The 13,977-nt window shown below is 66.8% G+C and carries 15 protein-coding genes; 7 read left to right on the top strand and 8 right to left on the bottom strand.

What is annotated here, in order from left to right; all coding sequences use genetic code 11:
* Nucleotides 1-53: 53 nt before the first annotated feature.
* Both ACTXG9_RS16900 and ACTXG9_RS16905 read right to left on the bottom strand, forming a co-directional pair.
* On the bottom strand, nt 54-806 hold the full coding sequence (locus tag ACTXG9_RS16900; RefSeq protein WP_021204746.1) for an SDR family NAD(P)-dependent oxidoreductase: 753 nt from the start codon (nt 804-806) through the stop codon (nt 54-56).
* A gap of 99 nt (nt 807-905) precedes the next feature.
* Nucleotides 906-1,400 carry a hypothetical protein gene (locus ACTXG9_RS16905; protein ID WP_021204745.1) on the bottom strand — a complete coding sequence of 165 codons (495 nt, stop codon included), beginning with the start codon at nt 1,398-1,400 and terminating at the stop codon, nt 906-908.
* 84 nt (nt 1,401-1,484) lie between these two features.
* Between ACTXG9_RS16905 and ACTXG9_RS16910 the strand changes: the two genes are divergently transcribed.
* A complete protein-coding gene (locus ACTXG9_RS16910) occupies nt 1,485-1,952 on the top strand; it encodes a YehS family protein (protein ID WP_019661796.1) in 468 nt (155 codons plus the stop codon).
* On the opposite strand, the gene ACTXG9_RS16915 is transcribed toward ACTXG9_RS16910, so the two are convergent.
* The gene (locus tag ACTXG9_RS16915; protein WP_021204744.1) at nt 1,921-2,808 is read right to left on the bottom strand and encodes a LysR substrate-binding domain-containing protein; all 888 of its coding nucleotides are present in this window, start codon (nt 2,806-2,808) and stop codon (nt 1,921-1,923) included. The two genes, ACTXG9_RS16910 and ACTXG9_RS16915, sit on opposite strands and share 32 nt — an antisense overlap.
* Nucleotides 2,809-2,951: 143 nt before the next feature.
* Between ACTXG9_RS16915 and ACTXG9_RS16920 the strand changes: the two genes are divergently transcribed.
* Nucleotides 2,952-4,100 (top strand): MFS transporter, encoded by a 1,149-nt coding sequence (locus ACTXG9_RS16920; protein WP_329842601.1) that lies wholly within the window; start codon nt 2,952-2,954, stop codon nt 4,098-4,100.
* Here the strand turns inward: ACTXG9_RS16920 and ACTXG9_RS16925 are convergent.
* Complete coding sequence (locus ACTXG9_RS16925; RefSeq protein WP_021204742.1) at nt 4,097-4,795, bottom strand: TorF family putative porin; 699 nt, start codon at nt 4,793-4,795, stop codon at nt 4,097-4,099. The genes ACTXG9_RS16920 and ACTXG9_RS16925 overlap by 4 nt on opposite strands.
* 179 nt (nt 4,796-4,974) lie before the next feature.
* Here ACTXG9_RS16925 and ACTXG9_RS16930 point away from each other — a divergent pair, with 179 nt between their 5' ends.
* Nucleotides 4,975-5,364 (top strand): DUF6165 family protein, encoded by a 390-nt coding sequence (locus tag ACTXG9_RS16930; protein ID WP_031270855.1) that lies wholly within the window; start codon nt 4,975-4,977, stop codon nt 5,362-5,364.
* A 6-nt stretch (nt 5,365-5,370) separates the two neighbouring features.
* Here ACTXG9_RS16930 and ACTXG9_RS16935 read toward each other — a convergent pair whose 3' ends face one another.
* Together ACTXG9_RS16935 and ACTXG9_RS16940 are read right to left on the bottom strand one after the other, a co-directional pair.
* Nucleotides 5,371-6,048 carry a response regulator transcription factor gene (locus tag ACTXG9_RS16935; protein ID WP_021204740.1) on the bottom strand — a complete coding sequence of 226 codons (678 nt, stop codon included), beginning with the start codon at nt 6,046-6,048 and terminating at the stop codon, nt 5,371-5,373.
* A 190-nt stretch (nt 6,049-6,238) separates the two neighbouring features.
* Nucleotides 6,239-6,811 (bottom strand): OmpO family porin, encoded by a 573-nt coding sequence (locus ACTXG9_RS16940; RefSeq protein WP_456115758.1) that lies wholly within the window; start codon nt 6,809-6,811, stop codon nt 6,239-6,241.
* Between the two features lie 210 nt (nt 6,812-7,021).
* On the opposite strand from ACTXG9_RS16940, the gene ACTXG9_RS16945 reads away from it, so the two are divergent.
* A complete protein-coding gene (locus ACTXG9_RS16945) occupies nt 7,022-9,424 on the top strand; it encodes a S9 family peptidase (RefSeq protein WP_111097666.1) in 2,403 nt (800 codons plus the stop codon).
* A 91-nt stretch (nt 9,425-9,515) separates the two neighbouring features.
* A complete protein-coding gene (locus ACTXG9_RS16950; protein WP_456115759.1) occupies nt 9,516-9,875 on the top strand; it encodes a DUF1428 domain-containing protein in 360 nt (119 codons plus the stop codon).
* Between the two features lie 15 nt (nt 9,876-9,890).
* Here ACTXG9_RS16950 and ACTXG9_RS16955 read toward each other — a convergent pair whose 3' ends face one another.
* Together ACTXG9_RS16955 and ACTXG9_RS16960 are read right to left on the bottom strand one after the other, a co-directional pair.
* The gene (locus ACTXG9_RS16955) at nt 9,891-10,583 is read right to left on the bottom strand and encodes a hypothetical protein (protein ID WP_021204738.1); all 693 of its coding nucleotides are present in this window, start codon (nt 10,581-10,583) and stop codon (nt 9,891-9,893) included.
* Nucleotides 10,584-10,689: 106 nt separating this feature from the next.
* Nucleotides 10,690-11,583, bottom strand: coding sequence for a histone (locus ACTXG9_RS16960; RefSeq protein WP_111097668.1), 894 nt, complete (start codon nt 11,581-11,583; stop codon nt 10,690-10,692).
* A 490-nt stretch (nt 11,584-12,073) separates the two neighbouring features.
* Here ACTXG9_RS16960 and ACTXG9_RS16965 point away from each other — a divergent pair, with 490 nt between their 5' ends.
* Together ACTXG9_RS16965 and ACTXG9_RS16970 are read left to right on the top strand one after the other, a co-directional pair.
* Nucleotides 12,074-13,507 (top strand): Do family serine endopeptidase, encoded by a 1,434-nt coding sequence (locus ACTXG9_RS16965; RefSeq protein ID WP_019661805.1) that lies wholly within the window; start codon nt 12,074-12,076, stop codon nt 13,505-13,507.
* A 100-nt stretch (nt 13,508-13,607) separates the two neighbouring features.
* Complete coding sequence (locus ACTXG9_RS16970; RefSeq protein ID WP_010486932.1) at nt 13,608-13,973, top strand: hypothetical protein; 366 nt, start codon at nt 13,608-13,610, stop codon at nt 13,971-13,973.
* The last annotated feature ends 4 nt before the right edge of the window (nt 13,974-13,977 follow it).

Below are 13,977 nucleotides of genomic sequence, written 5' to 3' on the forward strand. Positions count from 1 at the left end.
GAATCCAGACGAAGCCGAGCATAGGCTCGGCTCTACGGGACCCGCGACGCAGGTCAGCCTTCGCGGGCGACCTGGAAACCGGCGAAGGACTGGCTGACCGGCATCAGCTCCAGGCGATTGATGTTCAGGTGCGGCGGCAGGCTGGCCACCCAGAAGATCTGTTCGGCGATGTCTTCAGCGGTCATCGGGTTGGCGCCGGTATAGAGCTTGTCCGATGCCGCCTGGTCGCCATGGGTACGCACCACGGTGAACTCGGTTTCAGCCATACCCGGCTCGATCGTGGTCACGCGCACGCCGGTGCCGTGCAGGTCCGAACGCAGGCCCAGCGAGAACTGGCTGACGAACGCCTTGGTGCCACCGTAGGCGTTGCCACCCGGGTACGGGTAGACGCCGGCCACCGACGAGATGTTGATGATCGCGCCCTTGCGCTCCACCAGCTGCGGCAGCAGGCGATGGGTCAAGGTCACCAGCGCGGTGATGTTGGTGTCGATCATCGTGGTCCAGTCCGACAGCTTGGCGCTCTGTGCCGGCGCGGTACCCTGTGCCAGGCCCGCGTTGTTGACCAGCAGATCGATCTGGCCGAACGCAGGCGGCAGTGCCAGCAGGGCCGCCTCCATCGCCACCGGATCGCGGATGTCGAAGGCGGCGGCGTGAACCACGTCCTTGCCGTAGCGCTCGACCAGCGGCTGCAGGCGTTCGCCGCGGCGGCCGGTGGCGATCACCTTCCACCCGGCCTGGGCGAAGCGGTGGACGGCGGCGGCGCCGAAGCCGGACGTGGCGCCGGTAATCAGGACAGTTCGGGTCATCAGGCAACTCCAGGGGGAAAAACCGGACGCCCATTCTGGCACCGTCGGCCCGCCCCTGCGTTGCCGATGCCGGCTGACCACGCCCGAGGCGTGCGCGGCTCAGCGCACGCGGAATACCCGGGCCTTGGGCAGGTCTTCGTCGACCTGCAGGAACCAGCGCCCGGCAATTCCTGGAACAACGGCGATCTGCGGCGACTGCAGCACCTTGCGCAGCTTCATCTGCCCCTTCATCACCTGCCATTGCTGGCCGTTATCAAGGGTGAACAGCGTGCCGGGCTGCCAGCCTGCGACCTCTCCGACCACGCGTGCATTGACCGGTCCTTCTTCCAGGCCCAGATGCATTGCTGCCGGTGCCGGCACATTGGCAGGCAGCGGCGCAGCGGCGGGGGCCGGGGCCACCGCTGCCGTCGGCCCGGTGGCCGCGCGCTCTGCCTCGCGCAGTACCCGGTTCAGTGCCTGCAACTGCGCTGGACTGAGCCCGACCTCGGCCAGTTGGGATGCACTGAGGCGCCGCTCGACGGGTACGAAGCGGTCCTGGGCGAAGGCAGCGAAGCTGCTGGCGAGCAGCAGTGCGGAAAACAGATACCGGCGCATGCAAGGGTCTCAGCGAACGAGTGCCCACGATGCTGCAGTTCGATGACACTCCGGTGACACGCCAGGGGCCGCTACAATTGGACCATGATCAACAATGATGTCCTGCGCAGCGTGCGCTACTCCCTGGACCTGGGCGACCACCACGTGGTGGCCCTGTGCCAGATGGCCGACCCGGCCTTCGCCGTGGAGACCGAGCAGGTGAAGGCCTGGTTGCGCCGCGAGGACGAAGCCGGTTTCGAGGCGATGAGCGACAGCGCGCTGGCGCACTTCCTCGACGGCCTGATCGTGCACCTGCGCGGTCGTGACGAGAACCAGCCGCAGCGCGCGGTGGAGACCCGCATCGACAACAACCTGGTGCTGAAGAAGCTGCGCGTGGCGTTCCAGCTGCGCGACGTCGATCTGATGGAGATCTTCGCCAGCGCCGGTTTCAATGTCTCCAAGTCGGAAGTGGGCGCACTGTTCCGCCAACCCGGGCACGCCAACTACCGGCGTTGCCTGGACCAGATGCTGCGCAACTTCCTCAAGGGCCTGAGCCTGCGCCTGCGCGGCTGAGCACGGCCTCGACGAACGCCCGCGCCGCCGGTGTCGGCAGCCGCTGCCAGACCAGGTGCACGCGGCGGGTCGGGGTCGGCTGCAGCGGAATCCGCACCACGCCTTCAAAGCCTTCGGCGATCAACGCCGGCACGATGCCGACCGCCAGCCCATGGCGGACGAAGCGCTCGACCAGTTCCATCAGGTTGACCTCGAAGCGGACCGCGTGCGGCAGGCCGGCGGCGGCGAAGGCATCGTCGGTCTGCCGCCGCGCACCGGTGCCGCGCGGGAAGTCGACCAGCGCTTCATCCTGCAGTTCGGTCAAGGGCAGCCGCTTGCGCCGGGCCAAGCGGTGCGACGGCGCCAGCACCGCCACCAGGTCTTCTTCCTGCAGCATCTGGTGGCAGACCCCGTCCAGGCCGGCCGAGGGCGCCAACCCCACCAGTGCCACGTCCAATTCACGCGACTGCACCTGCGCGATCAGATCCTCGCTCTTGTCCACCCGCAGCTGGAACTCCACCTGCGGGTGCGCCTGCTGGAAGGCTGCCAGCATCGCCACCACGTCGATGCCGGTCAGCGAGGAAATCTGCCCGATCGCCAGCAGGCCACGCACCTCGCCACTCACCGCGGCCACGTCAGCGCGCAGGTGGCGCAGGCTGGCCAGCACCTGGCGTGCGTGCACCAGCAGCGCCTCACCGGCCGCCGTCGCCCGTACCTGGCGCGGCAGGCGTTCAAACAGCGGCGTGCCCAGTTCCTGCTCCAGGTAGGCAATCTGGTGGCTCAACGCGGACTGCACCACGTGGCAGCGTTCGGCGGCACGGGTGAAATTGCCCTCTTCGGCCAGGGCGACGGCAAATTCGAGCTGCTTGAGATTCATCCAGCTATCTCGTTTCCAGATGGCATGGATGATGATGATTCATTTCCATCATGGTCGCAGCAGGCGGACACTGTGCACCCCGCTTTGTGGAATACCGCGTGAGTCCGTCCCTCCCCCCCCTGCACCGCTGGCAGGTGCTGCTGATGTCGGTCGCCACCGGCGTGGCCGTGGCCAGCAACTACTATGCGCAGCCACTGCTGCATACCATTGCCGATGCCTTCGGTGTGCCGTTCGGCCAGGTCGGCATGGTGGTCACCGCCGCGCAGCTGAGCTATGCCGCCGGACTGATCCTGCTGGTGCCGCTGGGAGACCTGTTCGAACGCCGGCGCCTGATCGTGGTGATGAGCCTGTTGTCCGCCGGCGGGCTGGTGATCAGTGCCTGTGCGCCGTCGCTGGCCTGGCTGCTGGCGGGCACCGCGATCACCGGCCTGTTCTCCGTGGTCGCCCAGGTGCTGGTGCCGTTCGCGGCCACGCTGGCCGCGCCGGAACATCGCGGTCGCGTGGTCGGCACGTTGATGAGCGGCCTGCTGCTGGGCATCCTGCTGGCACGTACCGTGGCCGGCCTGCTTTCCAGCCTGGGCGACTGGCGCCTGGTGTACGCGATCGCCGCTGCCACCCTGGTGCTGACCGCACTGGCATTGCAGCGCGGCCTGCCGCGCTTCCACCACAGCGCCGGCCTTGGCTACTTCGCATTGCTGCGCTCGATCGGCGTGCTGTTCGTGCAGGAACCGGTGCTGCGCCAGCGCACGCTGCTGGGCGCCTGCAGCTTCGCCATGTTCGCGATCTTCTGGACGCCACTGGCGTTCCTGCTGGCACAGCCGCCGTATGCCTACAGCGACGCCACCATCGGCCTGTTCGGGCTGGTCGGCGCGGCCGGCACGCTGGCGGCCGGCCTGGCCGGCCGCATGTCAGACCGTGGTCAGACCGGGCGTGCTACCGCCATCGCGCTGGCGCTGCTGCTGCTCTCGTGGCTGCCACTAGGGCTGTCGGCCCACTCGTTGCTGGCGCTGCTGGTCGGCGTGGTGGTGCTGGACCTGGCCGCGCAGCTGCTGCACGTCAGTAACCAGAACCTGATCTATGCACTGCAACCGGCAGCGCGCAACCGCCTCAATGCCGGCTACATGACCGGCTACTTCATCGGCGGTTCGCTGGGTTCGCTGCTGTCGGCGCAGGTCTACCAGCGCTTCGGCTGGACCGGCGTCTGCGTAGCCGGTGCTGCGGTGGCGGTGCTGGCCCTGCTGCTGTGGCTGCCCGGCGCGCTGCATGCGCGCCAGGCCTCGGTGGCCGACTAGAAACTGCCCTGCAGCGCCAGCTCCCATCGTCCACCGGCATTGCCCGGGAACAGGCGCTTGGCCGCACTGTCGGTGTCATGCACGGTGGCACGCAGCTCCCATGCCGGGGCCAGCGTGGCAATGGCACTGAGCTGCCCATGCAGGTAGTCCGGGCCCTGCGCGGTGGCCAGCCAGTACTGGCCCACCGCTGCTTCCAGGCGGACGCGCTCGTGCAGCGGCACGCGCACGCCCAGCTGGGCATAGGTACCGCGATGGCCACCGGCCAACGCATCGTTGGAATGGGCGACCTGCAACCAGGCGCGCTGCTTCCAGCTCACCGTGGTGCTGAGTTCGGTCCAGTCCAGCGCGCGGCCGGTGCCCGGGTACATGTAGCGGGTCAGGTTGGCATCCAGTGTCCAGTCCGGGGCCAGCGCACCGGACCAGCCGGCCACCAGGTCGAACTCGCTGCGCGCGCCATTGTCCGGCTTGAACGAAACGTTGGAGCCCCACACGCTGGCGTACCAACCCGATGGGATCGAAACCTTCGCACCCGCCTGCACCGCCGGGTCGCCGTCGCTCTGCGAGCTGCCACGCCACACGTAGTCACTGGTCAACGCCGCACTGCCACTGACCTGTACCTGTGCCTGCGCGCTGCCGATCCCGAGCAGCCCTGCCAGGGCGGCCACCACCGCCGCCATCATCCCCTTGCTGTTCACTGCACTGTGTTCCTCGTCGAAGGCGGTTATGCCGCCGGGAACGCAGTGTCGAGGCGGTGGCCGTAACGGATCGAGGGTGCTGCCGGGGCCGCGGCGCAAATTCGGCGTAAATCCCGTGAATCGGGGCCACATGCCGGCAGCGCGGTATCATGGTGCCCTGTTTCCAGAGAACCAACCGCGTGGACGCCATCCTGACCCCGGTATCGATCGGCGAGCTGATCGACAAGATCACCATTCTCGAGATCAAGGCCGAACGCATCGACGATGCGGCCAAGCTGAGCAACGTGCGCACCGAGCTGGACGGCCTGCTGCCGTTGCTGCAGCAGCAGCTGCAGGCTCAGCCGGCGCTGGCCGTGCTGAAGCAGCAGTTGAAGGCAATCAACGAGCGCATGTGGGACATCCAGGACCAGCTGCGCGACAAGGAAGCGGCCCAGGTGTTCGACGATGGCTTCATCCAGCTGGCACGCGGTGTCTATGGCACCAATGGCGAGCGCGTGCAGGTGAAGAACGAGATCAACCGCGTGGCCGGTTCGGCGCTGGTGGAAGAGAAGCAGTACCAGGGCGAGTAAGCCCGCTCATCCGCATTCGAGCAGGTGCCGGATGCGGAACAGCTCACCATCGCTGTGAATGCCCAGCTTCTCGTACGCCGTCCGCTTCTGCGTGCTGACCGTACTGGCCGTGCGCCCGAAGCGCCGCGCCACCTCCCCGGTGGTGCAGCCCTGCAGGACCAGCCGGAGCACCTCGCGCTCACGTCGGCTCAAGGGCGTCAGCACCGGCGCCGGTGTGCGCCGCATGCGTGATCGGTTCAGCTGCGTGCGCAGCTCCGGGGGCACGAAGCGGCCGCCACGGGCCAGTACCTCCACCGCGCGCCGCAGCATCGCCGGCGTGGTTCCCTTTGACAGGAAGCCGCGCGCGCCGGCCTGCATCGCCATGGTCACCATGCTGGCATTGCAGTGCGCAGACAGCACCAGCACCGGCAGCAGCGGCCAGCGCCGCGACAACAGCCGCAACAGGGACAGGCCCTGTTCGGGACCATAGGGCGCCAGCAGGTCGATCAGCAGCAGGTCGATGCCATCCGGCTGGCGCTGCAGCAGATCGAGCAGATCAGCTTCGCGGGTGAAGCTGCCACAGACCTGCACGCCACCGTGCTGGCAAAGCACCACCTCCACCCCCAGACGCAGCACGGGATGCGGCGCCAGCATTGCCAGGCGGCGGGGCCGATCGAGGGGCAGAGCGGGAACGGCAGGCGGCATCACATGGATCCGACGATACGAAGTGCCCACCGTAGGGCCGCGCCGGGAGCAGCGGAATCCAATTTATTGCAACGCAGCAGCGGCCCCGGAACATGCTCAGCTGCGGTTTCGGGTCGTCACAACGCAACAGGCCCGGCATGCGCCGGGCCTGTCGAGGCATCTTCAGCGCGCAGGCGCGCCGAGGAAGCTATTACCAGCTGAAACGCGGGCCGACGGTGTATTCCTTGTCGCCGTCGCGGTTCATCTTCAGCTCGCCATTGATGCCCCAGTTCTGGTTCAGCTTGACCTGGCCACCCAGGCGACCGTACCACTGGCCTTCCGGATTGATGCCGTGCTTCTTCGAGAAATCTTCGTAGCCGACCATGCCGTAGACTTCGGCGTGGGCACCGAAGGCGGTGCGGATACCGGCTTCAGCGCTGTAGCCGTTGAAGTCCAGGCCGTGCTTCTGGTCGCGCTTCTGGTAGGCAACGCGAGCAACGAAGTCGGTGGTCGGGGCGATTTCAACGTTGTAGCCGGCGCCGATCTTCCACTGGTCCAGCTTGATGTTGGTGTGGTCGATTTCCTGGCGGCTGTAATCACCGAAAGCGTGGAAGTTCGGCAGGAAGCCGTACGAGCCCTTCACGCCCCAGCCGTCGGCCTTGAACGCATCGATGTCGGTCTTGGCGTAGTCGGCTTCGGCATAGTTGTACGACAGGTTCTCAGCAGCCGAGGCGGTGAACGGCAGGGCAGCGGCCAGGGCCAGAGCAATCAGCGAATTCTTCATGGGGGTACACCTTTACTTTCTTATGGTGTGCAGCAGCGCCAAGGCGCCATCGCATCGGGAATGTAAATTCTCCGTTATTCGCCACAACGCTCCCTGAAAACAGCGGTCTTCGCATTGCTGAATTTTCTGGCTTGATTCAGGCTGTTTCTGGCATACGCGCGCGGCGCGCGTGCATTTGTGATTCGTCACCGACTGCAACAGGAGGTTGCCTTGCACGTTTCTGATCCGCTGCTGATGCCTGTTCGCGCCGCCCTCCTGGCCTGCGCTTCCCTGTTTCCGATCCATGCTGCGCACGCGCTGCAGGCGGCTGACTACCAGCGCGCCGAACGCGTGCATGACAGTCATCTGCGCGGTGCGCTGCGCAATGCATCGGTCCTGCCCCACTGGCTGGCCGATGGGCGCTTCTGGTACGAACGCGAAGACACACAGGGCCGGCGCCAGGCGATACTGGTCAATCCAATCCAGGCTACGCGCCAGATCCTGTTCGAACCCGATGCGCTGGACGCCGCAGTTGCACCTCTGGGTGCCAGCGGGCCACGCCTGCGCTTGAACAACGTGCAGGTACTGGATGATGGCCTGCGCCTGCAGTTCAACGGCGAGGCGGAGATCAACTGCCAATGGCCACGCCTGCAGTGCACGGCCGCACAACAGGCGTTGCCGCCGGCTGATGCACTGCCGTCGCCCGGCGGTGATGCCTGGCTGCAGGTACGCGACCACAACCTGTGGCTGCAGCGCTCTGGAGCGGCGCCGCAGCGACTGACCCAGGGCGGTGAAGCTGGGCATGGCTATGGCGTACTGCCGGACTTCACCCTGCGCGGCATTCCACGCCGTCTGGGCCGGATGCCGGCACGACCGTTTGCGGTGAGCTGGTCACCCGATGGCCGTTACGCAGCCGGCATCCGCTACGACGAACGCGCGCTGCAGGACTATCCCTATCTGGAAAGCAGCCCGACCCACAGCGCGCGGCCGCGCGTGCATACCGTGAAGCTGGGGGTACTGGGCGATGCACAGCAGGTATGCGACAGCCTGTATGTCATCGATATCCCCAGCGGCAGGCAGCATGACATCGCGCTGCCCGAGGGCTGGAACACGCTCAGTGAGGCCGGCATCCTGGGTTGGGACGGCGATCGGTTGTATGCCGTGATCGCGCACTTCGGCACGCCGCGCAGGCTGCGCCTGGTGGAGATCGATGCCAACAGCGGTGCATTGCGCACGGTTGTGGAAGAAGCCAGCGACACTCGCCTCCAGCTCAACGTGTATTCCTACAACCGGCCCGCGGTGGCCATCCTGCCCGGGCAGGACACCGCCGTGTGGTTCTCGCAGCGCGATGGCTGGGGCCATCTGTACCGGGTGCGCCTGTCCGATGGCAAGGTGCTGCGCCAGCTCACCCGCGGCAAATGGGTGGTGCGTGACCTGCTGGGTGTGGACGCTGCGGGTGGCTGGGCGTACTTCAGCGCCGGTGGCGTCGACGGTGGCGACCCCTACGTGCGCGGCCTGTACCGGGTATCGCTGCAGGGCGGTCCGATCCAGCGCCTTGCCGCCGATGGCAACGACCACATGGCCGATGCCGGTACCGGCGCGCTGTTCGGGGCGCGCGCTCCCCAGGCGCTGTCGCCTGGCGGTGGGTATCTGGTGGATACCGTTTCCCGTCTCGACCAGCCACCACGCACCGTGCTGCGGGCCAGCGATGACGGACGTGAAGTGATGGTGCTGGAAACAGCCGATGACAGCGCGATCGTTGCTGCCGGCTGGCGCGCACCACGGCGCGAACGGCTGCTGGCCGCCGATGGACGCACGCCGATCTTCGCCACCGTCTACCTGCCCCGCGACTATCGCGATGATGGCAGCTTCCCGGTGATCGACGCGATGTACGGTGGTTCCTTCATCAGCAATGCGCCGGTGACCTACGCCGAGGCGGTGTCTGCCCTGAATCCGGTATCCCGCGCCAGCCTGGCCGAACTCGGCTTCATGGTGGTCAGCATCGATGCGCGCGGCACCGGTGGCCGCAACAAGGCGTTCCATGACAGCAGCTTCCTGCGCGCCGCCGATGTGCAGCTGGATGACCATGTGGCTGCGCTGCGCCAGCTGGGCGAACGCTACCCGGGCATCGACCTGGAGCGGGTCGGCATCTACGGGCATTCGTTCGGCGGCTATAGTGCAGCGCGCGCCCTGCTGCGCTATCCCACGTTCTACAAGGTGGGCGTGGCCTCGGCTGGCAGCCACAATTTCCAGGGTATGTACGGCGGCGCCCTGCACGGCATGGACCGGCTGTTCGGTGGGGTGCTGCCGGCCACGCCCACTGCCGAAGGCGTGCCGGCGCCCTTTGCCGGGCTCGACAATGCGGCACTGGCCGGCAACCTGCGCGGGCATCTGCTGCTGGTCTATGGCGAACTGGACGAGAACGCGCCACCGGCGCTGACCCTGCAGCTGGCCGCCGCCCTGAACAAGGCCCAGCGCAGCTACGACCTGCTGTACCTGGCCCGGCAGGACCACGAACTGTTCCGCAACGACGCCACCTACACGCACCGCATGTGGGACTACTTCGTGCGCCACCTGGCCGGCCAGCAGCCACCGGATACGGTGCTGGCGCCGCTGCCCGGTGGCCCGGGCTGAACAGGCGCACACAGGATGTCGATCCACGACGCCCTGGTTCGTCGGGTACTTGAAGGCCGTGCATGCGGCACGGTCCATCCGGAGGCAGGCAATGAGCTACATCGATGGTTTCGTCCTGGCGGTGCCCACCGCCAACAAGGAGAAGTTCCTCGCCCCCGCACGCACAGGAGATCCCGTTTTCATCGAATACGGCGCGCTGCGCGTGGTCGAGTGCTGGGGCGATGACGTGCCGCACGGCAAGACCACCGACTTCTTCGGCGCGGTGAAAGCCACGCCGGATGAGACGGTGGTGTTTTCCTGGATCGAATGGCCGGACAAGCCGATCCGCGACGCCGGCATGAAGAAGATGATGGAAGACCCAAGGTTTGATCCGGCGACGAATCCGATGCCGTTCGACGGCGCGCGGATGATCTACGGCGGCTTCGTGCCGATCTACGAACTGACGCGCTGAACCGGGCGGACGTGCTCAGCGCGCGTCCGTTTCATCGCTGGCAGCGGCATGGCCGGCGCCCAGTGCGGCGCCAGCGCCGAGGCCCACACCGCCCATCCCAGCGCCCATTCCGCCACCGCCACCTCCTCCACCCGCACGACCGCCCTTGGCGTCGCCGTCGTTGCGGCCCTTGCCGCCGACACTGGCGCCCCCCGGCCGGGTCGGCCCCTGCGGCGGTATCTGCAGGTCGGTCGGAATCGGCGCCAGATCCAGCGCTTCGCGCACGAAGTCGCGCAGCGAGACCACCAGTTCATGGGTATGTACCGGCCGCCCCTGTGCCAGTTCATTGGCGGCACGCGCGGCCAGCCGCACCTGTTCGTCGGTGCCCAGCAGCAGGATGTCCGACAACGCCGCTTCCACGGCATCACGGATGCGGCGCGCGCGATCCGAGCGGGGCTCGGCAATGCCCTCTGCATCCTCGCGCTGGCGAAGGTCACGGCGATGGCTGGGGTCCACACCCAGTTCGCCGGTGAACGAACCGCCCAGGGTCTTGTAGGCCGCCATCAGCGTGCGCAGCCGTTCGTTGATCTGCCGGTTCTCGCGCTCGCGGCGCTGCTGCAGGGTCTGCATCACCAGCAGGCGGATGCCCACGCCCAGCAGGGTGATCAGGACCAGGCCGGCCAAGGTGGACAGCACGCCCTGCCAGGAACTGAAGTCAATACCGCGCATGCCCCGGGCTCCAGCAGGAAGAACCTGCATCTTGCTCCATACCGCGTCCCTGAAACGCGAAAGGCCCCACCACCCGGGGGTGGCAGGGCCTTCGGTCACGGCGCGATTACTTGCGCTTGGCGACCTTGCGCACGGCCTTCTTGGCCGGAGCCTTCTTGGCGGCGACCTTCTTCAGCGGCGCAGCCTTCTTGGCAACCGTCTTGCGGGTGGCGGCAACCTTCTTGCCCACTGCCTTCTTGGCAACGGCGGTCTTCTTGCCGACAGCCTTCTTGGCAGCGGCGGTCTTCTTGCCGACGGCCTTCTTGGCGACGGCAGCCTTCTTGCCGACAGCCTTCTTGGCGGCCGTGGTCTTCCTGGTGGCGACCTTCCTGGTGGCGGCAACCTTCTTGCCGACGACCTTCTTCGCAGCCACGGCCTTCTTGCCAGCAACCTTCTTGGCGGCGACGGTCTTCTTGGCCACGGCCTTCTTGGCGGTAGCGACCTTCTTGCCAACTGCCTTCTTGGCAACAGCGGTCTTCTTGCCGACGGCCTTCTTGGCGACGGCAGCCTTCTTGGTGGCGGCCTTCTTCGCGGTGGCGACCTTCTTGCCGGCAGCCTTGGTGGCGGCCTTGGTGGTCTTCTTGGCAGCGGCGGCCTTCTTGGTCACAGCCTTGCCTGCAGCCGCCTTCTTCTTGGCCACTTCATTCTTCAGCGCAGCGGCTTCGGCCTTGGCGTTCTTCTTGGCGGCTTCCAGCTTCTTCTTGGCGTTGGCAACAGTCTTGCCGACCGACTTGGCAGCCTTCTCGGCCTTCTTGGCAACGGTCTTCTCGACCTTGGCCACGGCCTTCTTGGCCTTGGCAACGCGGGTACCGGCAGCCTTGGTGGCGCGCTTGACGGTCTTCTTGACCGACTGCACTGCGTCTTCGGCAGCGTGGGCGATGGTCTCGCCAACGTTGGTGGCGGTTTCTTTGACGTTCTCGACGGCGTCGGTCACGACCGACACACCATTACCGTTGCTCATGTTGCCCTCCTGGGGGCCTTAAGTATCAAAACGGGGCGATGCTATACCGACATTGACGATCGTGGAACGGGGCACGCACGAGCAATCGCATCTGATGCGACGGCAATGGTGTAGTCGGGTACCCTCGCGAGTACGATGTGTTGACGGGAAACCCCTTTTTTTCAGTGCTGCGCCGCACGATACGGGCAGCGGCAGGGGCTGCGTGCGCACACCCGCCCGGACGTAGCGAAAGGCATGCGATATGGCGCATCGCGGCATCGGGATGCGCAGAACTGCGCAAGCATCGGCCTGCATACCCACGCGCTTGGGCAGACGTCGGCACAGTGCGAGGAACCTCCGCCGTTGCCGCCTGCGGCCCACGGTAGCGATGTTGGCCCGGGTTCCGGGCATGGCGTTTTCATGGCGCATTTATCCAGATCGCGACACACTCATTCAGCTTGTTCTACCGTAGGGCCGTACCGCCCCCACCCACGCCAGCGAACCGACTCCCATGCGACCGCTTCCTACCCTGCTCACGCTCGCAATCGCCGCCGCCTTCGGTGGCTTCGTTGCCACCGGCATCAATGCCCACATGGACAACCGTGCCGACGCCGCGCCGCTGCCGGCGGTGTTGCCGACCACGGCGGCCTTGCCGGCTTCGGTGGCCGGTCAGGCGGTGCCGTCGCTGGCACCGATGCTGGAAAAGGCAATGCCGGCGGTGGTCAGTGTCAACACCAAGCAGGTGGTGCGCGTGCGCAACCCCTTCTTCAACGACCCGTTCTTCCGCCGCCTGTTCCCGGATATCCCACAGGAACGCATCAACGAATCGCTGGGCTCGGGCGTGATCATCGACGCCAAGGAGGGGCTGGTGCTGACCAACCACCATGTCATCGACAACGCCGATGACGTACAGGTGACACTGGCGGACGGGCGCACGGTCAAGGCCGAGTTCCTCGGCTCGGACCGCGATACCGACATCGCGCTGATCCGCATCCCGGCGCAGAACCTGACCGACATCAAGCTCGGCAACAGCGACCAGCTGCGCGTAGGCGACTTCGTGGTGGCCATCGGCAACCCGTTCGGCTTCAGCCAGACCGTTACCTCGGGTATCGTTTCGGCGGTGGGCCGCAGCGGCATCCGCGGGCTGGGCTACCAGAACTTCATCCAGACCGATGCGTCGATCAATCCGGGCAACTCCGGTGGCGCGCTGGTCGACCTGCAGGGCCAGCTGGTCGGCATCAATACCGCCAGCTTCAACCCGCAGGGCAGCATGGCCGGCAACATCGGCCTGGGCCTGGCGATTCCTTCCAACCTGGCGCGCAGCGTGGTCGACCAGCTGGTCAAGCACGGCGTGGTGGTGCGCGGCACGCTGGGCGTGGAAAGCCAGAACCTGACCGCGCAGATCGCGCAGGGCCTGGGCCTGGGCGAAACCCGCGGTGCGCTGATCACCCGCGTGCTGGCCGGCTCGGCCGCCGCCGCAGCCGGGCTGAAGCCGGGCGACGTGGTGGTGTCGGCCAACGGCCAGCGCGTGGACAGCGCCGAGGCCCTGCACAACGTGGAAGGCCTGGCGGCCGTCGGCAGCGCGATGACGCTGGACGTACGCCGCGAAGGCAAGCCACTGCAGATCAAGGCGACACTGAAGGAACAGGCGCGCGCGGTCACCGGTGAGAGCCTGGACCCGCGCCTGACCGGCGCGACCTTCGTCGACCTGCCCGAGTCACTGCGCCAATCCGGTGTCGGCGGCGTGCTGGTCAGCGAGGTCAAGCGCGGCAGCCGCGCTGCCAGCAACGGCCTGCAGCAGGGCGACATCATCACCGACGCCACCGTGGGCGAATTCGCCGACCTGGCCAGTTGGCGCGCCAACTTCCAGCAACGCCCGCCGACCCTGGTGGTGCGCGTGCTGCGCAACAACGGCCAGCAGCAGGGCCAGCTCGTGATGCGCTGATCGCCCTGCCGTAACACCCCCTATACCCCGGCAATGCTATTGCTGTCAGTCCAGGTCGGCAGCGCCGACGCCGTTCCCCCATCGCAACAGGAGTGATTCGATGAGCCCCACCAATACCGAGAACCTGAAGGAACACCTGGGTGAAGCCGGTTCCCACCTGAAGCAGGCCGCCAGCGCCGCCGGCGGTGCGATCAAGGGCGCCACCGGTGCCGCGACCGACGAACTGCGCATCGGCAAGGCCAACGTCAAGGCTGAACTGTCCGACAGTGCACTGTCCGGCCTGGCCGCTGCCGAGTTTGGTGGTGCCGCCGCCAAGGAGCAGGTCGATGCGCTGATGGACAAGGGCAAGGACCTGATCGACAGCGCCGCCGAATTGATCCGTGAGCGTCCGCTGGCCTCGTTCGGTGTTGCCTTCGCGGCCGGCTGGATCATCGCCAAGCTGGCCCGCGGCAGCAGCGACAAGTAAGCCG

This window comes from Stenotrophomonas maltophilia group sp. LNF247 (assembly GCF_054083135.1).